General features: G+C 44.7%; 23 protein-coding genes and 6 tRNA genes. 2 read left to right on the top strand and 27 right to left on the bottom strand.

Annotated elements, in window-relative coordinates; translation table 11 throughout:
- Positions 1–35: 35 nt before the first annotated feature.
- The 10 genes from WMO65_RS16270 to WMO65_RS16225 form a co-directional block, all read right to left on the bottom strand.
- Complete coding sequence (locus WMO65_RS16270; RefSeq protein ID WP_349064496.1) at positions 36–2,012, bottom strand: oxidoreductase; 1,977 nt, start codon at positions 2,010–2,012, stop codon at positions 36–38.
- Between the two features lie 170 nt (positions 2,013–2,182).
- A complete protein-coding gene (rbr, locus tag WMO65_RS16265) occupies positions 2,183–2,719 on the bottom strand; it encodes a rubrerythrin (protein WP_148391774.1) in 537 nt (178 codons plus the stop codon).
- 92 nt (positions 2,720–2,811) lie between these two features.
- Positions 2,812–3,354 carry an NADH peroxidase gene (locus WMO65_RS16260; RefSeq protein WP_033141649.1) on the bottom strand — a complete coding sequence of 181 codons (543 nt, stop codon included), beginning with the start codon at positions 3,352–3,354 and terminating at the stop codon, positions 2,812–2,814.
- Between the two features lie 105 nt (positions 3,355–3,459).
- Positions 3,460–3,867: a Fur family transcriptional regulator gene (locus tag WMO65_RS16255; RefSeq protein ID WP_148391773.1), complete on the bottom strand. Its 408-nt coding sequence runs from the start codon at positions 3,865–3,867 to the stop codon at positions 3,460–3,462.
- A gap of 534 nt (positions 3,868–4,401) precedes the next feature.
- The gene (locus tag WMO65_RS16250; protein ID WP_033141647.1) at positions 4,402–5,217 is read right to left on the bottom strand and encodes a MurR/RpiR family transcriptional regulator; all 816 of its coding nucleotides are present in this window, start codon (positions 5,215–5,217) and stop codon (positions 4,402–4,404) included.
- Positions 5,218–5,261: 44 nt separating this feature from the next.
- A complete protein-coding gene (locus tag WMO65_RS16245) occupies positions 5,262–6,149 on the bottom strand; it encodes an ROK family protein (RefSeq protein ID WP_033141646.1) in 888 nt (295 codons plus the stop codon).
- 150 nt (positions 6,150–6,299) lie between these two features.
- Entirely contained in the window at positions 6,300–6,752 is a 453-nt protein-coding gene (locus WMO65_RS16240) for a NanQ anomerase/TabA/YiaL family protein (RefSeq protein WP_033141645.1), read from the bottom strand.
- 94 nt (positions 6,753–6,846) lie between these two features.
- A complete protein-coding gene (locus tag WMO65_RS16235) occupies positions 6,847–8,370 on the bottom strand; it encodes a sodium:solute symporter family protein (RefSeq protein WP_033141644.1) in 1,524 nt (507 codons plus the stop codon).
- Between the two features lie 61 nt (positions 8,371–8,431).
- A complete protein-coding gene (locus WMO65_RS16230) occupies positions 8,432–9,361 on the bottom strand; it encodes a dihydrodipicolinate synthase family protein (RefSeq protein WP_033141643.1) in 930 nt (309 codons plus the stop codon).
- A gap of 31 nt (positions 9,362–9,392) precedes the next feature.
- The gene (locus WMO65_RS16225; RefSeq protein WP_148391772.1) at positions 9,393–10,091 is read right to left on the bottom strand and encodes an N-acetylmannosamine-6-phosphate 2-epimerase; all 699 of its coding nucleotides are present in this window, start codon (positions 10,089–10,091) and stop codon (positions 9,393–9,395) included.
- A gap of 351 nt (positions 10,092–10,442) precedes the next feature.
- Between WMO65_RS16225 and nagA the strand changes: the two genes are divergently transcribed.
- On the top strand, positions 10,443–11,546 hold the full coding sequence (gene nagA, locus WMO65_RS16220; protein WP_148391771.1) for an N-acetylglucosamine-6-phosphate deacetylase: 1,104 nt from the start codon (positions 10,443–10,445) through the stop codon (positions 11,544–11,546).
- 47 nt (positions 11,547–11,593) lie between these two features.
- On the opposite strand, the gene WMO65_RS16215 is transcribed toward nagA, so the two are convergent.
- From WMO65_RS16215 to WMO65_RS16175, 9 genes are all read right to left on the bottom strand, one after another.
- The gene (locus tag WMO65_RS16215; protein WP_148391770.1) at positions 11,594–12,154 is read right to left on the bottom strand and encodes a hypothetical protein; all 561 of its coding nucleotides are present in this window, start codon (positions 12,152–12,154) and stop codon (positions 11,594–11,596) included.
- A gap of 32 nt (positions 12,155–12,186) precedes the next feature.
- A complete protein-coding gene (locus WMO65_RS16210; RefSeq protein WP_033141634.1) occupies positions 12,187–12,423 on the bottom strand; it encodes a GIY-YIG nuclease family protein in 237 nt (78 codons plus the stop codon).
- 323 nt (positions 12,424–12,746) lie between these two features.
- Positions 12,747–14,891, bottom strand: a complete 2,145-nt coding sequence (locus WMO65_RS16205) for a C40 family peptidase (protein ID WP_187370535.1) — start codon at positions 14,889–14,891, stop codon at positions 12,747–12,749.
- A gap of 362 nt (positions 14,892–15,253) precedes the next feature.
- Positions 15,254–16,060 (bottom strand): M23 family metallopeptidase, encoded by an 807-nt coding sequence (locus WMO65_RS16200; protein ID WP_148391769.1) that lies wholly within the window; start codon positions 16,058–16,060, stop codon positions 15,254–15,256.
- A 109-nt stretch (positions 16,061–16,169) separates the two neighbouring features.
- Positions 16,170–17,039 (bottom strand): SpoIID/LytB domain-containing protein, encoded by an 870-nt coding sequence (locus WMO65_RS16195; RefSeq protein WP_148391768.1) that lies wholly within the window; start codon positions 17,037–17,039, stop codon positions 16,170–16,172.
- Positions 17,040–17,112: 73 nt separating this feature from the next.
- Positions 17,113–17,676 carry a tRNA 5-(aminomethyl)-2-thiouridylate-methyltransferase MnmM gene (gene mnmM / locus WMO65_RS16190; RefSeq protein WP_033141630.1) on the bottom strand — a complete coding sequence of 188 codons (564 nt, stop codon included), beginning with the start codon at positions 17,674–17,676 and terminating at the stop codon, positions 17,113–17,115.
- A 5-nt stretch (positions 17,677–17,681) separates the two neighbouring features.
- Positions 17,682–18,971, bottom strand: coding sequence for an O-acetylhomoserine aminocarboxypropyltransferase/cysteine synthase family protein (locus tag WMO65_RS16185; RefSeq protein ID WP_033141629.1), 1,290 nt, complete (start codon positions 18,969–18,971; stop codon positions 17,682–17,684).
- 174 nt (positions 18,972–19,145) lie between these two features.
- Complete coding sequence (locus tag WMO65_RS16180; RefSeq protein WP_054351530.1) at positions 19,146–19,457, bottom strand: hypothetical protein; 312 nt, start codon at positions 19,455–19,457, stop codon at positions 19,146–19,148.
- Between the two features lie 15 nt (positions 19,458–19,472).
- The gene (locus WMO65_RS16175) at positions 19,473–20,834 is read right to left on the bottom strand and encodes an MATE family efflux transporter (protein WP_148391767.1); all 1,362 of its coding nucleotides are present in this window, start codon (positions 20,832–20,834) and stop codon (positions 19,473–19,475) included.
- A 306-nt stretch (positions 20,835–21,140) separates the two neighbouring features.
- Here WMO65_RS16175 and WMO65_RS16170 point away from each other — a divergent pair, with 306 nt between their 5' ends.
- Positions 21,141–21,914 carry a DUF6062 family protein gene (locus WMO65_RS16170; RefSeq protein ID WP_033141626.1) on the top strand — a complete coding sequence of 258 codons (774 nt, stop codon included), beginning with the start codon at positions 21,141–21,143 and terminating at the stop codon, positions 21,912–21,914.
- Between the two features lie 51 nt (positions 21,915–21,965).
- Here WMO65_RS16170 and WMO65_RS16165 read toward each other — a convergent pair whose 3' ends face one another.
- The 8 genes from WMO65_RS16165 to WMO65_RS16130 all read right to left on the bottom strand — a co-directional run bounded on the left by WMO65_RS16165 (position 21,966) and on the right by WMO65_RS16130 (position 24,548).
- Complete coding sequence (locus WMO65_RS16165) at positions 21,966–22,994, bottom strand: DUF4179 domain-containing protein (protein ID WP_033141625.1); 1,029 nt, start codon at positions 22,992–22,994, stop codon at positions 21,966–21,968.
- Complete coding sequence (locus WMO65_RS16160) at positions 22,984–23,550, bottom strand: sigma-70 family RNA polymerase sigma factor (RefSeq protein ID WP_148391766.1); 567 nt, start codon at positions 23,548–23,550, stop codon at positions 22,984–22,986. Before WMO65_RS16160 ends, WMO65_RS16165 begins: the two co-directional genes overlap by 11 nt.
- A gap of 427 nt (positions 23,551–23,977) precedes the next feature.
- A tRNA-Lys gene (locus WMO65_RS16155) sits at positions 23,978–24,050 on the bottom strand.
- Positions 24,051–24,083: 33 nt separating this feature from the next.
- Positions 24,084–24,156, bottom strand: a tRNA-Phe gene (locus WMO65_RS16150).
- A 12-nt stretch (positions 24,157–24,168) separates the two neighbouring features.
- A tRNA-Met gene (locus WMO65_RS16145) sits at positions 24,169–24,242 on the bottom strand.
- Between the two features lie 38 nt (positions 24,243–24,280).
- Positions 24,281–24,353, bottom strand: a tRNA-Thr gene (locus WMO65_RS16140).
- Between the two features lie 35 nt (positions 24,354–24,388).
- Positions 24,389–24,470, bottom strand: a tRNA-Tyr gene (locus tag WMO65_RS16135).
- Positions 24,471–24,475: 5 nt separating this feature from the next.
- A tRNA-Val gene (locus WMO65_RS16130) sits at positions 24,476–24,548 on the bottom strand.
- Positions 24,549–24,550 lie beyond the last annotated feature (2 nt).

The following is a 24,550-nucleotide window of genomic DNA, read 5'->3' as shown; positions in this document are numbered from 1 at the left end:
CCTTTCACATGCATTACTGATATGAATTTTTCTCTCTATGCGTTTCTTCCTGCAAAATAACCGCTGGATGTAGCCTCCCGAATCCTTCCTGTCTTTCTGCAGTCTCCCACTGCTATAAACTCTATTCCCAGGTCATAGCAGGTTTCCCGCAGCCTGTTTGTCTCCATATCCTTTGGACGCACACCTGCTGCAATGAGGACAGTATCTGCTTTGAGCATGGTTTCCTCCCCGTCTTTATTTTTTACTGCTGCCCCTTCGTCTGTGATCCTCACACAGGAGTGTCCCGTCAGGACAGGTATCCTGTAAAGTGCTATTTTTTCATCAATCATCTGTTTCAGCCCGCCATCAGCTTCCCCTGCGATAACATCCGTCATCTCCACAATAGTCACATTCTTTCCATCCTGCGCAAGGGCGATAGCCTCCTCACATCCCATAAGTCCCCCGCCGATAATAACCGTATTATTTCCCGGAACAGCTCCCAGCTTATGCATGGATGCGGCAAATATAACATTTCCATGATCAATACCCTCGATCGGCGGAATGAATGGTTCACCGCCCACAGCACTTATAACCAGGTCAGGCTCCAACTCCCGGATAAGTTCAGGTGTCACTGCCGTGTTCATACGGATCTCAGCCTGACTGTTCTGTACGCGGCTGATAAGGGAATCCCTGAACATGCGGATATCATGCTTGAATTCAATATGTTCGGAATAGCTGAGGGTCTTCCCAAGGGAATCACTGGACTCACATAAGACAACACTGTGGCCCCTTTCCAGTCCGCCAAGTGCCGCCTGCATTCCTGCCGGTCCCCCGCCTGCTATTAATATTTTTTTCTTTTCATTTTCGAAAGAATTTTCCCTGGCAATCTCACGAAGCCTTCCCATGACAGGATTTACAGAACAGTAGACCACTCCATTCGGATAGGGTACATAAGGTATAAGTGCCCCGCTGTTGCAGCGCATACAGCGGATACAATGGGCTATTTCACAGCTTTTCCCCTTCATTGCCTTTTTAGGAAGGAATGGATCTGCTATCATCTGGCGTCCCATGGCAACCATATCCACCTGTCCCTCCTCCAGCAGTTTTTCCATATACTCAGGATCTGACAATCCGCCAATACCGGTGACCGGAACACTGACTGCTTTTTTTATAGCTGCCGCATACGGTATATTCACACCATTTGGGAAAAATGGGCCGGGGAACATGCGTACCATAGTAGCGGGATCATGAAAGCTTCCCACTGATACATGGAAGGAATCCACCTTATCCTCGATCATATGAGCAAAGACAGCCATTTCCTCCTCTTCCAGTCCCCCTTCAATCAGCTCTGAACCAGAAATACGGTATTCTATCGGAAAATTCCTTCCGCACCGCTCCCTCACCCTGTCCAGAACCATAATGGGAAAACGGGCACGGTTTTCCAGGCTTCCGCCGTATTTGTCTGTCCTCTTATTATTAAGCGGAGAAAGGAATTGGTCAAGGAGCCAGCCGTGTCCCCCGTGTACCATTACCATATCAACACCTGCGAATTTTGCCATGAAAGCTGCCTCTGCGTAGGCGTCCGCAATTTCATTCATCATATCCTCTGTCATCTCTTTTACCTCTGCCCCGTAATGGTTGACAGAGGGTGATGGCCCCCATACTTCCCCGTCTTCAGGCAGATAGGCCGGATGTGCTCTCCTTCCGGAGTGCACAAGCTCTATGGATACAAAGGTATCATACTGATGCACACTGTCAACCAGCCGTGTCAGGGACGGAAGCAGGCCCGGGTCATCCAGATGGGCCATTCGCGGATGACATGCATCCGTACGCGAATGAACCCCTGTCTCCCCAATGGTAAGGAGAGCCGCACCGCCTCTTGCCAATGTGGTATAAAAATCAATGTTGTCCTGTGCAAAATACCCCTTTTCCTCTCCTCTGCCTGTGATCGTCATCGGAGATACACATATTCTGTTTTTTAATGTCAGCGGCCCTATTTTCACGAGGCTGAATAAATGTGGATAATGCTTCATAATTCCTTCTCCTTTTACTCGGTCTGCTCTGTACAGCAAAGCAGAATGTTATATCTCCATCTTACACCAGAGGGCTTCCAATAACAATAAAGAGTAATATTTCTTCATACAAAAAACAAGAGGCCCATACAGGCCTCCCGCTATAGCAATATGAATTCATTAAGTGAGGATTAATAATTTTCAACTTTTCTTTCAAAGTATGCCTTAGGATGAGCGCATACCGGACAGATTTTCGGAGCCTCCTCTGCTTCATGTACGTAACCGCAGTTTCTGCACTTCCATCCTAAAGGAGCATCTCCCTTGAATGTCTTGTCTGCCTTATAGCTTTCAAGAAGTTTTTTGTAACGTCTCTCGTGCGCAGCTTCCACTTTTGCAACGCCCTCAAATTTCTCTGCCAGATCTTCAAATCCTTCTTCTCTGGCTTCCTGAGCCATACGTGCATACATATCTGTCCATTCAAAGTTTTCACCTGCTGCTGCATCTTCCAGGTTCTGGGCAATATCATGGATACCATGAATCTCTTTGAACCACATCTTTGCGTGTTCTTTTTCCTGGTCTGCTGTCTCCAGATATAAAGCAGCTAACTGCTCATAACCGGCTTTTTTTGCTGCAGATGCGTAATATGTATATTTATTTCTTGCCTGTGATTCACCGGCAAATGCGTCCCATAAGTTTTTCTCTGTTTTTGTTCCTGCGTACTTTGACATATTAAAACCCTCCATAAAATTCTGCAAACAAGCGACTGTTTATTTTTTTTGCAGAACCGGACGTCTGCCGGCTCTGCAAAATAATATTTCAATTAACCGAAGTATCTCTTTAACAGACCTTCAAATGCTTTTCCGTGACGAGCTTCGTCTCTGGCCATCTCATGTACTGTATCATGGATAGCATCCAGGTTAGCAGCTTTTGCACGTTTTGCCAGGTCAAACTTACCTGCTGTTGCACCATTCTCTGCAGCAACACGCATTTCCAGGTTTTTCTTTGTGCTGTCTGTTACAACTTCGCCTAATAACTCTGCGAATTTAGCAGCATGCTCTGCTTCTTCGTAAGCAGCTTTTTCCCAGTATAAACCGATTTCCGGATATCCTTCTCTGTGAGCAACTCTTGCCATAGCCAGGTACATACCAACCTCTGAGCACTCACCTTCAAAGTTAGCTCTTAAATCAGCAATGATGTCTTCGCTTACACCCTGAGCTACACCTACAACGTGCTCTGCTGCCCAGCTCATCTCGCCTGCCTGCTCTGTAAATTTATCAGCACCTACGCCACATACCGGACATTTTTCCGGAGCTGCATCGCCTTCATAAACATATCCACATACACTACATACAAATTTTTTCATAATACTCATTCTCCTTTTTGATTATAATATTTTGTTATTTAATGGTTTCTCTTTTTGATAACAGTAATGATTACTGTTTTAATGTAACATACTTGACAATTTTTGTCAACTAGTTTTTTTAATTTTTTTTGCTTCCAGACATTCTTTACAAATTCCGTAAAAAGTAGTCATATGACCTGTTATTTTTCCGTCAAAACCCTCGGCCACTTTTTCCTTCATACAGTCAAATTCGCTTGCCTCTATGTCTGTGATGTTGTGACACTGGGTGCATATAAAATGACTATGAGGTTTTGTATTACAGTCGAATCTGTCCGGTCCGTCCCCTGTTGTGATCTTGGCGATCTCACCCAGGTCAACCAACAGAGACAGGTTTCGGTATACCGTTCCGAGACTGATATTCGGAAACTCGGCTTTGATCCCTGCATATACAGTATCGGCCGTAGGATGCTCCCTGCTGTTCATCACGAACTCACGGATGGATTCCCGCTGACGGCTGTACTTCAATGTTGCCATCGCACCCTCCTTTCAATAACAATAATTGTTACTGATATAACTATACAATACTTAACTATTTTTGTCAAGAATAAATTTATAAAAATTCCGGCTGTAATAAAAGCCGGTTTTTGTAGAATACTTCTGAATATTATTTTTGTGTACTTTTTATGCTGATATTGCCCATTATATGTCCTATAATGAATATGCTGTCGACCCTTTCCAGCAGGAAGGAGGTGCATGAATGGACTACATAATAAATTTAATAATTTCGGTTATGGCCGGTATTATCACATATTTTATCGGCAAATGGTTGGACCGAAATAAAAAAGACAGCTAACCAAAGCGAACCCCTACGGACCGACACTCCGTGGGGGTTCTTTTGTGCATTTCTTGGACTACATATTTTATTCATCTCAATCATATTCTATTTTTTAAGAAATGTCAATACTATTTGCAACAAAACACTTTGCATCAGCATCATTACCAAATTCTCTCATTCAATACCAAAAAGATTTTGTTAAACACTACCGAATTAACCATTCGCCTATCCCATCATCTGGCATCCAACGCATTCAGCGTATACTCATGTATCGCTTCCCTCCTGAACTTATCAGACTCCAATATATGTGAGAACAGTATATCCACCATAACCAAAATGGGAAACTGTGGGGAAATGGCCTTTCCTTTTTCCAGGTTCTCCTTCACGGCAAACAGCAGAATCTCATCGCAGTAACCCAAAAACGTCTTATCTTTCCTTGACGTCATGAGAATCGTGGTCGCGCCTCTTTCTTTAGCTGCCTTCAGAGAGGTCATTACCTCTTCTGTCCTGCCGCTGACGCTGATTCCAATGACCGCGCATTCCTCATCCAGCAGTACAGAGTTGATCTTCATAATATGTGTATCCGTCACTGCCTCCACATTGACACCTATACGCATAAAACGTATTTTCATTTCCGTTCCCACCAGACCGGAACTTCCCTTACCATATACATATACCCGTTTCTTTTCGGATAATACATTGACAATACGCTTCATCTGTTCTTCATTTACCAGGGAATAACTCTTGTTCAAAAGCTCCTGGTAAGTGTTCAGTACCATTTTTGTCTGGTCATTACTCACGGGATAATTCCGCACAGTACCCTGTTCATAACAGAACAAAAATTCCCGATATCCTTTATAGCCACATTTCTTTGCAAACCGGGACAGGGACGCCTCCGACACGTACAGACGGCTTGATACACTCTTGGATGACAGATCTATCTTCTCTGTGTTGTTGATAAAAAAATCAGCGATTGTCTTCTCCAGAGGTGTAAAGCTGTTATAAATTGATTCTATATGAGGAATGATGTTTTTTTCATACTGCTCCATACGAGCACCTCCATTCTATCTGTCCATGCGGCAGGCTGACCTGTCTAAGAATGTCTTCCGCGGAAATGATAAAATGCCCCGAGCATTCCGGCCTGATTTTTATTTTCCGCAAATGCCAGTCTGGTATGAGACGCCACTGACGGTATCAAATACTTATCCAGGCTGTTTCTTATCCTGTCATACAGATATTCCTTCTGGGCCATGATTCCGCCACCCAGAACCACAACCTCAGGGTTGATAACATAACAGATATTTGCAATACCCATCCCCAGCACATCCACCATCTCATCAATGGCACGGATACAGTCTGCATCCCCCTGTTTCGCATGTTCAAACACATACCTGCCGTCAATGCTGTCAGGGTTCAGATTCTTGTATTCCGCCGTCTTTTTCACCAGGATGCTGCTTGCGCCCATATCCTGGAACTCACCTCCGGGAAGGTGCATATATCCAATCTCACATCCGCTGCCGGAAAATCCGTGGAATACCTGGTCATCCATCACAATCGCACCGCCGATCCCTGTTCCGATGGTAAGGCACAGGCTGATCTTACTGCCCCTGGAAGCGCCTGCAAAATTTTCCGCAAGCCCGGCGCAGTTCACATCATTTTCCACTTCACAGGGGAGATGGAACTTTTCTTCCAGTGTCTTTTTGATCTCTGTTCCCGTATATTCCGGAATCAGCGGGGCGGAATGTGTAATTCTGCCCTCTTCGCAGTCCACCATGCCGGCTGTGGAGATACAGATTCCTGCAGGACTGTAATCCACCAGATAATCTTCAATAATCTTCACTGCCTTTTTCATAATTCCCGGTCCGCCATACTGCATAGCCTCTGTCGGCATCTCGCCAGTCACAAGAAATGCCGCATCTTCCTGTATTATACCATACTTTATAGAAGTACCGCCAATATCTATACAAATATATTGCTTCATATGCATGCTCCTTATCATTATTCTCTCAGCCGCATTCCCTGCAGCATAAAAACGTGACAAAAGGGAACTGTAATGTCACATACCCGCGGCCTTTACAGTTCCCTATATTGTACCATGAGTTCTGCCCCACAGTCTTTAAAGAATCATGGATTATTTGATTTTTATCTTAAATATAGCTTTCTTAATGACAGCCGGACCGTCAACGGCAACTGCTGTCCTGTGGGCATCTTTCGGATAGCAGAGAAGAAAATCACCTTCTGTCAGGACCACATGGCTGTTCGGTTCACCTTCCAGCGGAAGAAAATCATCTTTCTCCACAAATTCTTTCTGCTCCATATTGTCAATAAAATTTACATCGATCTGTTCCGGACCTCTCAGCATAAAATGCAGATCCAGATACTGTCTGTGCGCCTCCCAGAAACGATTTTGGGGCGTTGTTGTCTCATACTCCACAATATTCACAAACAAATCATCCCCGTCAATTTCGTGGCTGCCCTTCTCATATGCCATCAGGTCATGCTCCTGCGCATATTTGAAGCATTTCAGCACTTCCTCTTCCAGCCAGGAATAATCCTTTAAATCCCTGATATTACCAAATACCATATTACTGCCTCCTTATGATCACCGCAGAATGTAACTGTTCAGCGGAGTAAATATGAAACCCCGCTGAATCGTTACCGCAGAACAAACGTTACGATCAGTTTTTGTAAATCGTCGTATACTGTGCAGGTACGGAAGTATCTCCTTTTACCTTTCTGGAAATAATACTTGCCGGCAGACCCACAACCAGGGATACTACGATAGAGATAATGGAGTAGGACCAGATAGAAATTGTTACTTCAGGAGCTACTACCGGAATCACATATTTAATACCAACCATAACTGCGGATGCAGCGATAAATGCGCACACTGCACCGGTTGTATTTGCAACTTTTGTAAATGCGCCCAGAATGAATGTACCGATCAGGATACCGAGTACCAGACCCATGAATCCGTTAAACCATTCGTAAGCGGATTTCACACCGCCGTTAGCCAGAACCATGGCAACTACGATAGAGAAAATACCTACCAGAAGGGATACATACTGTCCAATCTTGGTCTGTTTCTCAAAGCTCAGCTCTTTTTTGGAGAGACGTGCCTGGATATCCAGAGTCCAGCTTGATGCCACGGAGTTCAGTCCGGTGGACAATGTGGACTGCGCTGCTGCATAGATAGCTGCCAGAAGCAGACCGGTAATACCAACAGGAAGCTCAAATGCGATCCAGGATGCGAAGATCTGGTCCTGCTGTGCTGCCGGAGGAAGCTGGTTGCCCTGTACCTGATAGAATACATATAAACCGGTACCGATCAGGTAGAATACAGTTGCAATGAAGATAGACAGACCACCGTTTGTCAGCATCATCTTGTTCAGTTTCTTTGTATCTGTAGTTGTTGTAAAACGCTGTACAATATCCTGGCTGGATACATAGGAGCCCATGGTATTGAATCCGGCACCTACGATCATCAGGAACACACTGTCTTTTAAAATGTTTGCATTGAAGATCGGCTGGTCAACTGCCAGGAACTTATGTCCTGCTGACATCTCATGGAAGATAGCTCCGATACCGCCGTCCAGATGGGCGATCAGGAAGATCAAACCAAAGGTTACACCAACCAGAAGTACGGACCCCTGGATAAAGTCTGTCCAGAGTACGGATTTCAGACCGCCTGTGTAGGAGTAAATAATTGCTATGATACCCATGATGATGATCAGGATATTTACGTTGATTCCCATGAGGCTGGATAATACCATACATGGCAGATACATGATGATGGACATACGGCCAACCTGATAAATGATGAACATGACCGCGCCCAGGACACGCAGCCCTTTGCTGTTAAAGCGCAGCTCCAGATAATGATAAGCCGTATCAATATCCAGCTTGCTGTAAATAGGCAGGAAAAATTTAATCGTAAGCGGAATTGCCAGCAGCATACCTAACTGTGCAAACCACATGATCCATGTTCCCGCATATGAGTTGCCTGCCAGTGACAGGAATGAAATAGGACTCAGCAGTGTTGCGAAAATAGATACGGATGTAACCCACCACGGTACAGTTCCGTCACTCTTAAAGTATTCTTTTCCCTTCATTTCCTTTTTAGCAAAATGAAGACCGGCAAATAAAACGGCTGCCAGGTAAACGATCAAAATAGCCAAATCAATATAAGTAAAACCTTGCATCTGTTACCTCCCTCTAATCTCTTCGTTCTGTATTTCTACTTTTCCCTTTAATATCGTATAGTTATGCCAGGTATCTTTCCTTCGCAGCTTTTACCATCTCAGCAGCCTCATGCGCGATCGCTTTGTCTGCTTCCTGAAGGTTTTCCAGCGGCTCACGGACACCACCGATATTCACGTTGTCGTTTGTGCGCAGGATTTCTTTTGCTACCGCATACATATTTGCACGGCTTGAGCACATTTTGTAGATGATCTCATTGATAGCATACTGTAATTCGCAGGCTTTCTTCTTTTCTCCTGCTTCTACCAGGTCATTCAGTTTCAGGAACAGCTCCGGCATAACACCATAGGTTCCGCCGATACCGCCGTCAGCGCCGATCGCACGTCCTGCTACGAACTGCTCATCCGGACCGTTGAATACAACGAAGTCATCCTTTGCAGCCAGACCTGCTGATTTGAACATCTGGATATCCTGTGTAGGCATGGAAGAGTTCTTTACAGCAATAACTCTCGGGTTCTTCATCATCTCAGCAAACAGGCTCATAGTCAGAGCTGTACCTGCAAGCTGCGGAATATTGTAGATAACAAAATCTGTGTTTGGTGCCGCTTCACTGATCGCATTCCAGTAAGCTGCAATGGAGTATTCCGGCAGACGGAAGTAGATAGGAGGAATGGACGCGATTGCATCTACGCCAACACTCTCTGAGTGTTTTGCAAGCTCCACACTGTCCTTTGTGTTATTACATGCCACATGGTTGATAACTGTCAGTTTTCCCTTTGCAACTGCCATTACGTTTTCAATGATAAGCTTTCTCTCCTCAACGCTCTGGTAGATACACTCTCCTGAAGAACCGTTGACATAGACACCCTTTACGCCTTTGTCAATAAAATGCTGTGTGAGGGCCTGTACACGCTCTCCGCTCACATTGCCTTCCTCATCATAACATGCATAAAATGCCGGGATAATTCCTCTGTACTTATCTAATTTACTCATTGCTGTGACTCCTTTCATCTTCCTCTTAAATTTACTTTTCCAGGGTTGCCATCACATCTGTAAAGGATTTTGTGATTAGTTGGGGACGTGTAATGATAGAACCTACTACCACGCTGTAACATCCCAGTTCAATCACACGTTTTGCCTTTTCCGGTGTGTTTATGTTGCCTTCTGCAATCACATGATGTTTTACTTTGCTCAAAATTGTGCGGATGATCTCAAAATCATTCTCCTCTATCCGGTCACCTTTGCTGTGCTCTGTGTAGCCAACCAGTGTCGTACCAATGAAGTCAAATCCAAGCTCGTCTGCGTGAAGCGCTTCCTCCACGGTGGAGCAGTCTGCCATCAGAAGCTGCTCAGGATACTTCTTTCTGATCTCCGCATAAAATTCATCCAAAGTAACATTTCCCGGCCTCAGATTTTTTGTGGCGTCAATGGCAATGATCTCCGGCTTTACCTCCATCAATTCATCAACTTCCTTCATGGTAGGTGTGATATAAACTTTGCTGTCATCATAGTCCCGTTTCACGATTCCGATAACAGGAAGATCCACATTCTTCTGGATTTCTGCTATATCCTCCTTTGTGTTTGCACGAATTCCCATGGCCCCGCCTTCTTTTGCTGCTCTGGCCATTCTTCCCATGATAAAAGAAGAATGCAGGGGTTCATGAGGGAGTGCCTGGCAGGATACGATCAAATGTCCCTTAAGCTTCTCTAAACGCTGATTCATAACTCTCTCCTTTCCGCATCTCGGCTTCTGAATTGCTGCCTTCGCTTTGATTTCAGTATAGCATTTATGAAATTTTTTTCAATATTTTTTACGATTCAGAAAAACCTTTCATATCAAATATCAACTTGCACAAATTTCAGCGGTATAAAACCCTCAATTTTTATTGATATTGACGTTTTATGAAAGTTCTTTCAGTTTATCCTCCATACATTGAATTAACTTGTAATGGGAATTATAATAGAAGCATGGAAATTGGCTAACATCACATATTTTCCCAAAGAAATGCAAAAAAATACAAGGACAGGGAAGGTATCATGTGATAGAGTAAAAACAGAAAAGGAGTGAAACCAGATGATTATTAAAAATGGATTCGTATTTCAGGAAAACGGTACCTTTGAAAAAAAAGATCTGTATGTAGAGAACGGAAAAATCGTCTCTTCTATAGAAGAAGTGACAGATACTACAGAGATTGACGCCCAGGGCATGAAAGTGCTTCCCGGAGCTGTAGATGTTCACAGTCACGGAGCATTCGGACACGATTTCTCAGATGCGGACGTGGAGGGACTTAAAACGATCCTGCGCTATGAGAGATCCCACGGTGTGACTTCCTACTGCCCCACCTCCATGACACTGCCCAAGGAGCAGCTCCTGGATATCTTCGCTACCGCTGTAAAAGCCGGAGATGACAAGGACCAGGCAAGGATTGTGGGAATCAACATGGAGGGACCGTTCATTGACCCGGATAAAAAAGGAGCACATGTGGAACGGCATATCCGCAAACCCGATATCGGATTTTTCCGTGAATGCAACGAAAAAAGCGGCCGTCTCATAAAACTTGTGACACTTGCACCGAATATGGAAGGCGCCGATGAATTTATAGAAGAACTGAAAGATGAAGTTAAAATATCCATCGGCCACACCATGGCCGGCTATGATACCGCACTGGCTGCAATGAAAAAAGGCGCGAACCATGTAACACATCTGTTCAACGCCATGCCGCCCTTCGCCCACCGCGACCCGGGTGTTGTAGGAGCTGCCGCAGACGCTGAGAACTGCATGGTAGAGCTGATCTGCGATGGTATTCATATCCATCCGAGTGTTGTGAGAAATACTTTCCGCATGTTTGGCAGCGAAAGAGTTATTCTTATCAGTGATTCCATGATGGCAACCGGTATGGATAACGGCACATACGAACTTGGCGGACAGGAAGTCACCATGAACAACAGGAAAGCAACACTGGCCAACGGAACCATTGCAGGCTCCGCCACCAACCTGTTCGACTGCATGAAGATTGCCATGGAATTCGGCATTCCCGAGGCAGACGCCATCTTCGCTGCCACAAGAAACCCGGCTAAGAGCATTGGGGTATATGACAGGGTTGGTTCCCTTACGCCCGGAAAAGAGGCGGATATTCTGCTGGTGGATGATGACTACAATCTGAGAAAAGTATTATAGAAACAGTGCACAGAAGGCAGCGGTTCTCCGCTGCCTTCCTTCTTTTGTCATCCCTGCACCTTTTCCCCGCAGAAATCACACTTTTTCACACTTCCCCTGTTCACTCTATTCAAAGCCCCGCAGTTCCTGCACTCCACAGTGATCATGGAAGTATTTCCCATACTGCTCATATCCTGTCCGTATACGTTCTTCCGGTTCTGGAAAATAAATTTCCCGGAGGAGGCATCATAGTAAGCGCCCTTTATGTAGCCTTTTCTCAGCATCTTCCTCAATCTTTTCGCAACCGCAGGCGCAGGTACTCCTGTTCTGAAAGACAGGTTCTTTACTGAACCCTCCGGATCAGAGGAGAGAATAGGGATATACTCCCTCAGTTCATGGATCAGCTTAAAGCGCAGAATGCCGTTTATAAACGCTGCTGCTGCTATTGCAGCCAATATATACAGTATTATAACAATATCCAGCTCCGTCTGTCCGTCCCCGGTACTGTACAGTGCAGTTGCACCAAAGACAAATCCCCCGGCAAAACCTCCTGCCACCTCCAGAACTCCTACCATCTGATTAAAGATAATTGCCCCTCTGACATATACAATGTCCTGTTTTTCTTCCATCCCCGATCCTCCTGGTATCTGTTTATTATTATCTATCCCAATAATTTGAGCTTGTCCTTCCTCGAAAGCCGTTTTATCTCCCACTCTCTGCGCATGGCCTCCTCCTTCGTCACAAATGACTCGTAGTAGGCCAGCTCAACGGGAAGTCTGGACTTTGTGTATTTTGCCCCTTTTCCGGCGTTGTGGCATTTGATACGTCTCTCCAGGTCATTGGTCCACCCGGTATACAGAGTGCCGTCGCCGCATTTCAGGATGTAAGTATAATTCATGATAATTTCCTGACCTGCCTTCTATGTAATGGCACCGCACCTGCCAATGGCAAATACGGCACCTCTATTTCAAAGCTGCCGATGAAAAAAAGTATTTTTCCCATTTGCGGAAATTCGGATAATTCCGCAGAGGAACAGTGATACACTGTTCTTTTATTAACCCTGTAGAAATATAATCGGCTGCGGATTTTCTTTTCCGCATAGTTTATTATACTCTAAAGCCTCGTAAATGTGAATACAGGGACTGCCAAACCGGCAGTCCCTGTAAAAAGAATGTTACTGTTCACTGTGTGAACAGTGACAAAAGAATCTCTGATATGCTGTTATTTCAAAAGATATACATTAGTGAAATACACACCAAGGTTATTTCCGCGATTATGGTCATTGACAAAGACATCAATATGATTTCCTTTAATCGCACCGCCGCAGTCAGATGCGGTAAATATATGTCCGTTAATAATAACTCTTGTTCCGTAAGGAATAATTGTCGGGTCAACTGCTATGGTATCACCCTCCACGAGAGGTGCCCCTGTGGATGTGACGCCTGCCCACTGATCATTACAGCATGCACCGCCGCAGTAATGTGTAATCTTATAGGTACCCAGGCATTCACCGTACTGGTCTGAAGTTGCATTGATCTCATCAATATCGCTTCCGTAGAATCCGTATGTATCATCCAGAACTCTGGTTGCCCAAACTGCATTCGCAGTATTTACATTACCTACTATGATTCCCACACGGCTGTTGGCTGCTTCCACAGTCATTCCGTCACCTGCATACATAACTACATGGTAAATCTCGCTTCCGTTGGAATAGAAGATCAAATCGCCGGGCTGTGCTTCGTCAACCGGTATCTGTGTACCGTAATAAGCCTGGTCCTCCGCAACTCTCGGAAGGTCATAACCATACTGTGCGTAAATACTCTGAACAAAACCGGAGCAGTCCGCACCGTCTGTGAGGCTGGTACCGCCCCACACATAAGGATTGCCTACGAACTGGGATGCGAATTCCAGAATAGACTGTCTCAGTGCACCACCGGGAACTCCGCCCTTTGTAGACGTGATCGTGTAGTAGCATGCACTGTTTTCTTCCGGTTTTACCAGCTCTGAAGCTGTCTCCAGATTCTCTTCCCCGTGCTCTTCTATAAATTTGTTCGCCTCTTCGTCAAGATAAAGAGAAGTTTTCTTGATAAATCCTCTTACATCTCCGGACTCTACATATACCCAATCCTTGTCTTTGTCGGCAAGAATGTAACATATATTATCCAGATTCAAGTTGCCGATGACGCGGCTCTTATCGTTCTGTGATTCATGAATGGTTCCAAGTAAAGATTTGCATACTGCATAATCTTTTGAAACAACTGTTGTCCTGACAGTTGTCTTTGTATAAAGAAATGCTTTATTTTCCAGCGGCGAAATTAATTCTTTTGCTACTTTAAATTCTTCAACAGTTACCTTTTTCTCAGCTGTCTTATTCTTCTCTTCAGCTTCCTGCTTTTCTTTTGCTTTTGCATCTGCTATATTCTGTGCTTCCTCACCTGTTAAAAGCTTTGATTTCAGCACAAAACCTCTGACTGTTCCTGATTCTATGTATACCCATGTTCCATCGTCTGTGTCAATATTCTGCTCTTCCTCTTCACTTCCAAGATGGAGTTTTAATCCATCATTGCTGAGAAGGTAGCAGACACCATCTTTATCCAGTGTTCCGATCACTCTTGCCTGTTCGGATTTCTCCTCATAGACATTCAGATTCTCCAGAGCAAATGCATAAACTTTTCGGATTGTACGGAAACGGAAATTCTCCTTGATGTCCGGCATAACAAAATTCTGCTGGCTGTCTATTAGATTATCGCTTGCCTCCGCATCCTGTGCCGGTTCTTCTGCAGGTGCCTCAGGCTCCACCGGTGCTTCTGCTGGCGGCTGCTCAGGCTCCGTGGGGGTATCCGGTGTAACAGGAGTATCCGGGGTATTGGGATCGTCCGGGGTATCCGGCGTATCCGGGTCTGGATTGTCCGGGGTATCCGGTTTGTCTGGGTCCGGTTTGTCCGGAGTATCCGGGTTTTCTGGATCGGGATTGTCCGGGGTATCCGGGTTTTCTGGATCGGGATTGTCCGGGGTATCCGGGTTTTCTGGGTCTGGATTGTCCGGAGTATCCGGGTTTTCTGGATCGGGATTGTCCGGGGTATCCGGGTTTTCTGGGTCCGGATTGTCCGGATTATCTGGATTATCCGGGTTCTCTGGGTTCTCAGGATCATTCGGATCTGGATTGTCTGGGTTCTCGGGATTCGCCGGATCTTTCGGTTTTTCAGTTTTTTCCTGATCTTTTATACTTGCAGAATCCACATCCTCAGGCGTTTCAATTGTATTCGTTCCAACCTTTGTCATATCGCTGGCCAAAACAGCGGATGGTGTTACCATTGTCAGCACCACTGTCACTGCCACGACTCTGCTCAATCTTTTTAAATGCATAGAACTCCTTCCATTCCGTCTTATTCCTGCTGCAAAAAAGCATAAATTTCCTTATACTTTGTATTTTCCCACCATTCTTTTCCAATGTCAACAGCAAAATAAAAATTCACTAAAAATTCAAACAAACTGATAAAAAATTTACATTGTATACAAATCTTCTTCTCTTACTTTAAAATATATCATTTTTGAGGTTTCACAAAGCATTACCATATGCCTTTTTTTATTTTTATTTCTATGTAAATGAAATATTTTTCAATCCGCATACCAATTTTTTTCCTCACAGCGCAATCTCTCTTCAAAAAACCCGGAACTAAAAAAACCATTTCAAAACAGATAATATGCTTTGAAATGGTTTTTACTTTTTACGGCAGGTACTGGATAGGATCCAGCGGACTTCCGTCTTTCTTCAGTTCAAAATAAAGGTTCGCACCCTCTTTTGTATAATATTTTGTAGGCTCATTGACATAGCCAAGTGTTGCTCCGGCCTCTACATACTGCTCCGGCTGGAAAGCTACATCTTTTAACTGGCCGTAAACTGCCTGGTATCCATTGCCCAGGTCAACCGTTACGGTTGTTCCTGTCTCAACGCTCTCCTCAACAGAGACTACCTGTCCGTTCGCAACGGATGCAACCGGTGTATCGACCTCTGAGGAGATTGCGATTGCAGGGCTGTATTTATATTCGTTCAGAGTGGGGAAATAAACGGTGTGTTCCATATCATAGTCAATGACTACCTGTCCGCTTACCGGCCACTCCATAAGAGAGCTCTCTGTAAAGTTCACATCCGGAGCCATTGCTGCTGCCTGGTTGTCCACCTCTGCAGATGCATCCTGTGTATCGGCTTCCGGCTGCGTATTCTCTGCTGCGGAAGCGTCTGGGGATTCATTCTGCTCTTCTGCAGGCTCCTGCACTGCTTCTGCCTGTGTATCTGCCTCTTCCGGCACTTCTCTGGTACCCTCAACCTGAGTGGTGTTGGCATCCTGGGATTCCTCCTCAGGTTTCTCCTCTGTTGTCATTGCCTCGTCAGAAGGATTCTCCTCATTCTTGACAAGTTCCTTTTCATTCGGTGTGCTCTTACTCCCGGACTGATATACAGCCGCACATGTTACTACTATGGCCAGCACTAAAAAACTGCTGAGAGCCACGCGGATTTTGTTTCTTTTACTCATATTCTTCACCTCAACCTATAGTGGAGCATCCGCCCCTTTTGTTTTCATCTATAGGATTGCCAGAATATGTGAACTTATACATAATTTTAAAATTCCACGCGGCATCTCTTCAATTCCCTATCTCTTTTAATTTTAATTCAGGGAAAAAATAATTCAGGATTTCTTCATATTTTTTCTTCTTCCCTGCCATCTTCCGGGCTGTATACTGGCTCAGGCCCACTCCGTGTCCAATCCCCTTACAGAGAAAACGCACCTCGTTCTCCAGTGTCTGAACCGTAAAACAGGAGGATGGAAGGTTCAGGATCTCTTTTAGCTTCTCCCCTTGGAATTCCTGGTTTCCCACATTGATTTCCAGTACATATCCCGCGCTGTCTGCATTTTTTATCTCAATCTCTCCTATATTTTCAATGGAAAATCCCGGATATGTCTTCTGTATCTGCTTCTTTAGATCCTCCAGGGAAAAATAGCATCCCTGTATGTAGTTAGAACTGTTGATATCTTCTGAAGTATCCACAGAAGGCGCATAGGAGTAGGCTTCCCCGAGAACCTCTGAGGCATCTCTGGTCTTCCCCTGGCTCAGCTCATGATAGGGAAGTTCCACCACATCCCCATCCTTCATAAGCACCTGATCTCTGGTATCTGCTGCTGCGTCCTGGAACTTCTGGAACTGCTCCAGGAACAAATCATCCATTTTTCTCCTTTTGAGTGCCTGGGACGCATTTTGAATCGTACCGGCTGCCGTTCCCTTTTTCCACTCCAGATAGAGATTATTCCTGGCAATGACTGTCTGGGCCTTTATGGCTTCGCGGGGCGCATCCCAGGATATCTGGGTTGCAGTCACAGCCGGAATATAATCTTCCATATCGGATTCCCTGGATACAGGGCATGCTTTTCTCCCGCATATGATCACTGTCAAAAGATACGGCAGTAAAAACAACATGATAATTCCGGAAATCCCCGGACCTTTTCCTGCTTTCATACAAAACCCGGCTGATTTCTTTCTTTTATTATATGAATCGGCAATCTCGTCCCATGCCTCATTGCCTGATACTCTATTTTTTTATGATCAGCACAGGAATCGGAGGATTATTTTCCCTGTTATAGTATGTGCTCAAAATGACAACATATTTCCTGCTGTCCAAACGTTTCAGCATATCCAGAATCTTATCCCTCTCCTCAAAACCGGTATCACCTCCGCTGTAGATACACAGACTCATGACACCACCTTTTTTCAGCAGCTCCAGACCGCTTAAAATGGCCCTCAGACTGTTTTCCGGCTGTGTGGCAAGCATATGGTCACCGCCCGGCAGATATCCGAAATTAAAGAAGATACCATCAACGGTTTCCTTCTGCTGATAAAGCCCCATATTTGTGTGGCTGTCCAGAATCAGACTCGCCCGCTCTCTGACACCGTTTTCCTCCAGCAGCTTTTCAGTGGCTTCCAGGGCCTGCTGCTGGATATCAAAGGCTGTCACATGTCCGGTCTTACCTGCCATCCTGCACAGAAAAAGTGTGTCATTTCCATTTCCCATGGTGGCATCAATATAGTTACCGCCGGTTACTGCCTGCATTTTAAAGCTCTCATGGCACCATTCCGTAATCTGATAAGATTTCATCTCTTTTACTTTGTGCTGGCTTCCAGAGCCTGTGCCAGGTCTTCGATAATATCATCCACATTTTCAATGCCCACAGACAGGCGGATCATTCCCGGAGAAACGCCTGCTGCCACAAGCTGCTCATCATTTAACTGTCTGTGCGTATGACTTGCAGGATGCAGCACACTTGTTCTTGCATCTGCCACATGTGTCACAATAGCTGCCAGCTTTAGGCTGTCCATGAATTTGACTGCTGCTTCCCTTCCGTCTTTTAATTCAAAGGAGATAACACCGCAGGTGCCCTTCGGCATATATTTTTTAGCCAGCTCATAGTATTTGTCTCCCGGAAGTCCGGCATAATTTACATGCCCCACCAAAGGATGCTCATTTAAAAATTCCGCTACCTTCTGGGCATTATAGCAGTGACGCTCCACGCGCAGCGCCAGGGATTCCAGGCTGGCATTCAGCATAAAACAGTTTGTAGGTGATGGGATGGCTCCCAGATCGCGCATAAGCTGTGCATTGATCTTCATAATATACGCCGCTTTTCCAAACTGCTTTGTATATACAACCCCGTGATAAGATTCATCCGGTCTTGTCAGTCCGTGGAATTTATCACCATATGCGTCCCAGTCGAAATTACCGCTGTCCACAATGGCTCCGCCTACCTGCATTGCATGTCCGTCCATGTATTTTGTTGTGGAATGCGTCACAATATCAGCGCCCCACTCAAAAGGACGGCAGTTTACCGGTGTTGCAAATGTATTGTCTACAATCAGCGGTACTCCATGGGCATGTGCCAGACCGGCAAATTTCTCAATATCCAGCACAACAAGAGCCGGATTGGCAATCGTCTCAGCAAATACAGCCTTGGTGTTGGGTTTAAACGCTTTTTCCAGCTCTTCTTCAGAGGCATCTGCATCCACAAAAGTACATTCGATTCCCATCTTCTTAGCAGTCACGCCCAGCAGATTCAATGTGCCGCCATAGATAGCAGACGCACAGATTACATGGTCCCCTGCCTCGCAGATATTAAATACAGCATAAAATGTAGCTGCCTGCCCTGATGAGGTAAGCACACCTGCCACACCGCCTTCCAAGTCAGCGATCTTAGCTGCCACCAGATCATTGGTGGGATTCTGGCATCTTGTATAGAAATAGCCATTGTCCTTCAGATCAAAGAGACGTCCCATCTCCTCAGTCGTGTCATATTTAAATGTTGTACTCTGATAAATCGGCAGGATTCTCGGCTCACCCTTTTTCGGTTTCCATCCGGACTGCACACATTTGGTTTCAATACGAAATTCTTTATCCATTGTTCTTTCCCCTTTTCATAAAATATAGTAACAGCCCAGGTATCTGAACTGTTACCAAAAATCCATAACCTTTATATGTGGTTCATTTTACCACGATTCTTCCCGTCAGCCAACAGAAACTTTAGAGTGTTGGGGGGTACAAACACGCCCCGGCTGAGCAACTGCTGTTATCCATCATTTCCGGTAATGCTTCTGTCCGTACAGAACAACTGCCAGGAATAAAATAATACCAACAGCCAGAACGATCAGTATCTGTGCCTGTTTCATAGGATATTTCCATGCGCAGATTCCCAATGCCAGCATGTCAAGTCCTATGATACTCACACCGCCTCCGATGGTCACCATGAACTTTCTCTCATTTTCAGGCGACACGCCGCTTGAGAACCGTTCTCTCACCATAGAAGGCTTTCCTTTTACTGCCATAAAGATGCCTGTCAGTATCACAATACAGGCAATAATCACCATCATCAAAGACTGTCTGTCCATATATTACCTCCCTTTTCAGAACTTATCCCTTCCGCTCTTATAATACTTTACAAACACAATGAGGAACCATGCGGGAAGGACCAGGCCTTTCAGCACACAGGAGAGACTCAGAGTCCACCACACACCATTCAGCCCAAGAGCCGTGGCCGAAAGCAGCATAGCGACCGGTATCCTGAGTGTGTTGAAAAGAATCCCTGTGACAGACGGCGGCACAGTCTTTCCAAATCCCTGAAATGCCCCGGCTGTGGTGATCTCCATACACATGAAAAATTCCGAAATACCTATGATTCTCAGATAGTCAACTCCCATCGGAAGGACATCCTTCTCTGTAATAAAAATACGGAAGAAAAATTCCGGGAAAGCGATGAGTATAAAGCTGGTAAATACTCCCCACAAAGCCATGATCCCCATAGCTGTCTTATATCCCTTCTTAATCCTCTCTTTTTTCCCCGCCCCATAGTTCTGGGCCACAAACGCATTTACAGCTGTTGAAAATCCGCCTGCAGCCATCCATGAAATAGATTCGATCTGGCTTCCGACCTTCTGCACCGCCACAGCCGCATCCCCCCATCCCGCGATCAGACGGGCTATCACCATGGAAATTCCGGAAAACAACGCATCCTGTATGGCAGAGGGAAATCCAATTCTCACAATCTCACGCACATGCTGCTTTTCCGCCTTCTGTGTCAAACGAATGTGCCGGAAGATCACCGGCTCATTCCAGACCGTTGCAAGATACAGGATAAACACAATGATCTGTGCCAATACAGTGGCAAGCGCCGCACCTGTCACCTCCATTTTGGGAAGAGGACCAATTCCAAAGATCAAAACAGGGTCCATTACAATATTTATGACCAGACCAATGGTGGTGGCCCTGAAAGTAGCCATGGTATTGCCCATAGCAGCCAAAATACCTGTAAAAACCTGATTCAGGAATGAAAACACGATTGCTCCGCAGGTGATCACAAGATACATTTTGGCGTCATGTATAACATCCGGGCTGTTCAGCTTAAAAAACCCGATCAGCGGTCCTGAAAACAGCACACTGATAATCCCATACAAAATCCCCAGAAGCATTCCCATGCGAATAGAACCTCTGGCATAGTCGATGGCAGCCTCCTTGTCCATAGCCCCAAGGGACTGCCCCACAGTGACCTGTCCGCCCATTCTCGGTATGGTTGTGATACCGTTTGCCAGCCACATATACATACCGGCTGCCCCAACGGCTGCTACCGCGTTACTGCTGACGCGTCCGATCCAGATCATATCGACCAGATTGTACGCCATCTGTATTAATGATGTTCCCATAATAGGGAACGCTAATTTTGCCAGGGAACCTGCGATAGGTCCCTCCAGCAAATCCACATTTCTTTTCATTTTTCTTTTAAATCCCCCAGTTTCAGACTTTAAACTCTATACTAACAGACAATGAAAAAACCTGCAACCTCCTGCAAATACAACGACACATGTTTTCAACAGAAAAATCATTTTCCATACATGTTATCCACAATCTATTCAGATATCCACATATAAATCCTTTATAAATCAACATTACATCATGGTATGCTTCATTACTGATCACAACATTACCATTGTATCGCATAGAAAACCATTTTGCACTCTTTCTTTCTGATTTTTTTTATGTTACTCTTATATAAAATCAGAAAACCGGGGGAACAAAAAATGAAGGAAAAAATATATACCATACCGCTGATGGACGCATTCCGCGCTGACGATGAATGCCCCTTTTGTTTTATTGAAAAGAATCTGGAACAGCACGCCATGGATTTTGTCCTTGGCTCCGGCGCCTCCTATATGGAAGACGATGTGCGGGCGGAGACAGATAAACTTGGATTCTGCCATGAACACTATAAAAAAATGTTTGATTACGGAAACCGCCTCGGCTGCGGACTGATCCTCACCACACACTTTAAGAAAAAAAATGAGGAGTTAAAACAGCAGATCAAAATGTTTTCTCCAGGAAAAGCATCCATGCTGGGACATTTTAAAAAGGCAAAACTGGATGCAGACAATCCCAAGACAAATATCGGAACCTGGGTAAAGGAACAGAATCAAAGCTGCTATATCTGCGACTACTATCAAAATACATATGTCCGCTATCTTGACACCTTCTTTGAACTGTACAGGAAAAATCCTGAATTCACAGATTTGTTCAAAAACAGCAAAGGCTTCTGCCTCTCCCATTTCGGTGACCTTGTGGAGACTGCAGAGTCCCTTCTCTCTGATAAAGAGAAGGCTTCCTTTTATGAAATTCTCTTCCCCCTCATGACTGACAACATGCAGAGGGTCACAGATGACCTTGAATGGTTCTGTGACAAGTTTGACTACCGCAACAAGGATGCGGACTGGAAAAACTCCAGAGATGCCATTCAGCGCGGAATGCAGAAGGCCGGAAGCGGTTATCCCGCTGACCCGCCGTATAAAGCTGACAGATAACGAAAAGGGACAGGCCTATGCGCCTGTCCCTCTGTCATGTTCGGAAAGTAATTATCTGAAGTGTATGGTAAACTCTTCCCCTGCCTGTTTAAAATCATTACTGAGCCTTCCGCTCTGCTCCGGGAATTTGACCGCATATGGTGTCAGATAAAGTTCTGTGGCCTCATCGCTTAGATTTCCATTTTGAATCGTAGAAATATTTAGTCTTCCTACGCCGTCACTCCATCTGGAAAGTGTAAATTCCACAGCGTTTCCACAGTCGTCAAACCCTTTCAGAACAAGATCATAGTCACATTCTCCTGTGGATGTTGAGAAATAGATTTTTTGCCCAAGAGCATTATCTGTCATTTTATTCAGATATACTTCTGTTCCATCCTCCAGTGTAAATGTTTCGTCAAGCTCCACTGTATTTGTACTCTGGGCAAGCTCCTCACCGGAAGATGAAAATTCAAAATCCCATGTTTTGCCCATATTATCATAATCTACAAACTGTATCTCAAAATCAAGTGTCTGAGATAAATCCACATCCTTGCTGATGTCACACTCAGAAATAGATACAATTGTTCTGTCTCCTTCCTGCTTTTCTCCGCCGGAGGCGCCATCAGAGACAGACTTTCCATTGATATATACATGGACTCCTATGATCGATTTGTTCTCATCCGTAATCTTTTCATCATATTCTCTGGTGCTGGATACTACAATCTCATCCTCATTTAGAATGACCTCATTGAGCGTCACTGTTATTCCGTTCGCGGTTACTGACTTTCCAACTACCGTCTTATATGGTTCCAAATTCTTTTTAATTCCAAGAATAGATGCAATATCATAAGAAATAGATTTTACTGCTGCCTGGACAACATAATGCAGCGGAGCACTTCCCACTCCCACTGCCAGGACCACTGCGGCTGCGCAGACTGCAGCAATTGGTTTCCACCTTTTTTTCTTTTTCCCTGTACCCATAATATTTTTTGCAGCAGCTTTTTTCCAGCGCTTGTTTTCCATATCATTAGTTTCTTTTATTTTGTAATTCCCCATATCTGTCTTAACGTCATTTAACAATTCATATATATTACTGCTCATAACTTTTCTCTCCTTTCTGAGTGGAAAACAGTTTCCTGATTTTCCGTCTTCCCCTGGAAACTCTGTTATATATCACATCTTTCTTCATGCCTGTCTGCCGGCTGACCTCCTCCGGTTCCATTTCCTCCACATAGAGCTTCATAAATAACTCTCGGTCCTCAGGACTCAGACAGCTGAGCATCTCTTCCATCTCCTCAGACAGCTCTTCCTCGATCATCTTCATCTGCTCCCTGTCCTCCTCTCCGGCAGTCACATCCTCCAGATTTTCTGTCTGTATCCTTTTCAGATACTTCCGCTTGTAGTCAATGGCTTTATACCTGGCGATACCTGCGATCCAGTTCACAAAACTGCTTCTCATGGGCCTGTAGGACTCTATATTCTCCCACACAGCCAGAAACACATCATTGATACATTCCTCCTGGTAATCCTGCAATGAAAACAAGTTCTTCTTTACAATAGATTTTACAATACGTCCATAATTGTCAATTACATATTCTAGAGCTTTCTCGTTCCGGAACTTTAACTGCTCTACAAAATTATCTTCATTTATTTTCATAAGCTTTCACCCGATTCTCTTTTTACTAACGGCCGTTACACTATATACTTCGTATCCTGCCAACTGATTTCTATCCATATATGAAGAAAAAATAAAAAACTTTTTCACATTTCTTTTACTATTTCATCACAGAATCATCACATTTACAATGTATATTAGTATTTGAACAAAGCCAATAAGACTTTTTTCAAAATCTTTTTCTTTTTCATATGCCGGTATTCCCTTATACCGGCTCTCCTTCTTTTTATATTTTTATAAAAGTAGACATGAAAATAAGAGGCCATAATCTATCCCCCCTCAAGGTTATGGCTTCTTATTTTCTGTGTAAAAATATATTCTGCGCTCAGCGCGTTTTCCATCCGAACTTTTTTTTGTACAATAAAAAACAGCTCAAATACAGAATATCTGAATTTGAACTGTCTCACAGTGAAGCATCGGGGATTCGAACCCCGGACAACTTGATTAAAAGTCAAGTGCTCTACCAACTGAGCTAATGCTCCATATTCAATTATCAAACTAATAGGCAATAAAAATGCCCAGAGCCGGAATCGAACCAGCGACACGAGGATTTTCAGTCCTCTGCTCTACCAACTGAGCTATCTGGGCGTAAAACTTGAGTAGCGGGGACAGGATTTGAACCTGTGACCTTCGGGTTATGAGCCCGACGAGCTTCCAGACTGCTCCACCCCGCGTTATTAATTTATGACAGCAATAAAAATAATTACTGAAAAGCCGATGATCGGACTCGAACCGATAACCTGCTGATTACAAATCAGCTGCTCTGCCAATTGAGCCACATCGGCATATTCACTTTGAAGTCTAATCTTATCAGCTAGAGTGGACGGTGGTGGATTCGAACCACCGAAGCAATTTGCAGCAGATTTACAGTCTGTCCCCTTTGGCCACTCGGGAAACCGTCCAAAAATGGGACCTATAGGGCTCGAACCTATGACCCTCTGCTTGTAAGGCAGATGCTCTCCCAGCTGAGCTAAGATCCCAT

It is taken from the genome of Blautia caccae (assembly GCF_040095955.1).
Lineage (GTDB): Bacteria > Bacillota > Clostridia > Lachnospirales > Lachnospiraceae > Blautia > Blautia celeris.
The sequence above is the reverse complement of the archived record's forward strand: the minus strand, read 5'-3'. Positions and strand labels throughout refer to the sequence as shown.

Coding starts and splice junctions, on each gene's coding strand:
- WMO65_RS16245 (WP_033141646.1), bottom strand. CDS start 6,149: ATGAAGCAATATATTTGTATAGATATTGGCGGTACTTCTATAAAGTAT.
- WMO65_RS16165 (WP_033141625.1), bottom strand. CDS start 22,994: ATGAGCAGTAATATATATGAATTGTTAAATGACGTTAAGACAGATATG.
- WMO65_RS16195 (WP_148391768.1), bottom strand. CDS start 17,039: ATGAAAGCAGGAAAAGGTCCGGGGATTTCCGGAATTATCATGTTGTTT.
- WMO65_RS16180 (WP_054351530.1), bottom strand. CDS start 19,457: ATGGACAGACAGTCTTTGATGATGGTGATTATTGCCTGTATTGTGATA.
- WMO65_RS16250 (WP_033141647.1), bottom strand. CDS start 5,217: ATGGAGCAGTATGAAAAAAACATCATTCCTCATATAGAATCAATTTAT.
- nagA (WP_148391771.1), top strand. CDS start 10,443: ATGATTATTAAAAATGGATTCGTATTTCAGGAAAACGGTACCTTTGAA.
- WMO65_RS16205 (WP_187370535.1), bottom strand. CDS start 14,891: ATGCATTTAAAAAGATTGAGCAGAGTCGTGGCAGTGACAGTGGTGCTG.
- WMO65_RS16240 (WP_033141645.1), bottom strand. CDS start 6,752: ATGGTATTTGGTAATATCAGGGATTTAAAGGATTATTCCTGGCTGGAA.
- WMO65_RS16260 (WP_033141649.1), bottom strand. CDS start 3,354: ATGAAAAAATTTGTATGTAGTGTATGTGGATATGTTTATGAAGGCGAT.
- WMO65_RS16185 (WP_033141629.1), bottom strand. CDS start 18,971: ATGGATAAAGAATTTCGTATTGAAACCAAATGTGTGCAGTCCGGATGG.
- WMO65_RS16175 (WP_148391767.1), bottom strand. CDS start 20,834: ATGAAAAGAAATGTGGATTTGCTGGAGGGACCTATCGCAGGTTCCCTG.
- WMO65_RS16200 (WP_148391769.1), bottom strand. CDS start 16,060: ATGAGTAAAAGAAACAAAATCCGCGTGGCTCTCAGCAGTTTTTTAGTG.
- WMO65_RS16225 (WP_148391772.1), bottom strand. CDS start 10,091: ATGAATCAGCGTTTAGAGAAGCTTAAGGGACATTTGATCGTATCCTGC.
- WMO65_RS16270 (WP_349064496.1), bottom strand. CDS start 2,012: ATGAAGCATTATCCACATTTATTCAGCCTCGTGAAAATAGGGCCGCTG.
- WMO65_RS16230 (WP_033141643.1), bottom strand. CDS start 9,361: ATGAGTAAATTAGATAAGTACAGAGGAATTATCCCGGCATTTTATGCA.
- WMO65_RS16235 (WP_033141644.1), bottom strand. CDS start 8,370: ATGCAAGGTTTTACTTATATTGATTTGGCTATTTTGATCGTTTACCTG.
- WMO65_RS16210 (WP_033141634.1), bottom strand. CDS start 12,423: ATGAATTATACTTACATCCTGAAATGCGGCGACGGCACTCTGTATACC.
- WMO65_RS16255 (WP_148391773.1), bottom strand. CDS start 3,867: ATGGCAACATTGAAGTACAGCCGTCAGCGGGAATCCATCCGTGAGTTC.
- WMO65_RS16170 (WP_033141626.1), top strand. CDS start 21,141: ATGAAGGAAAAAATATATACCATACCGCTGATGGACGCATTCCGCGCT.
- WMO65_RS16160 (WP_148391766.1), bottom strand. CDS start 23,550: ATGAAAATAAATGAAGATAATTTTGTAGAGCAGTTAAAGTTCCGGAAC.
- WMO65_RS16215 (WP_148391770.1), bottom strand. CDS start 12,154: ATGGAAGAAAAACAGGACATTGTATATGTCAGAGGGGCAATTATCTTT.
- rbr (WP_148391774.1), bottom strand. CDS start 2,719: ATGTCAAAGTACGCAGGAACAAAAACAGAGAAAAACTTATGGGACGCA.
- mnmM (WP_033141630.1), bottom strand. CDS start 17,676: ATGAAATCTTATCAGATTACGGAATGGTGCCATGAGAGCTTTAAAATG.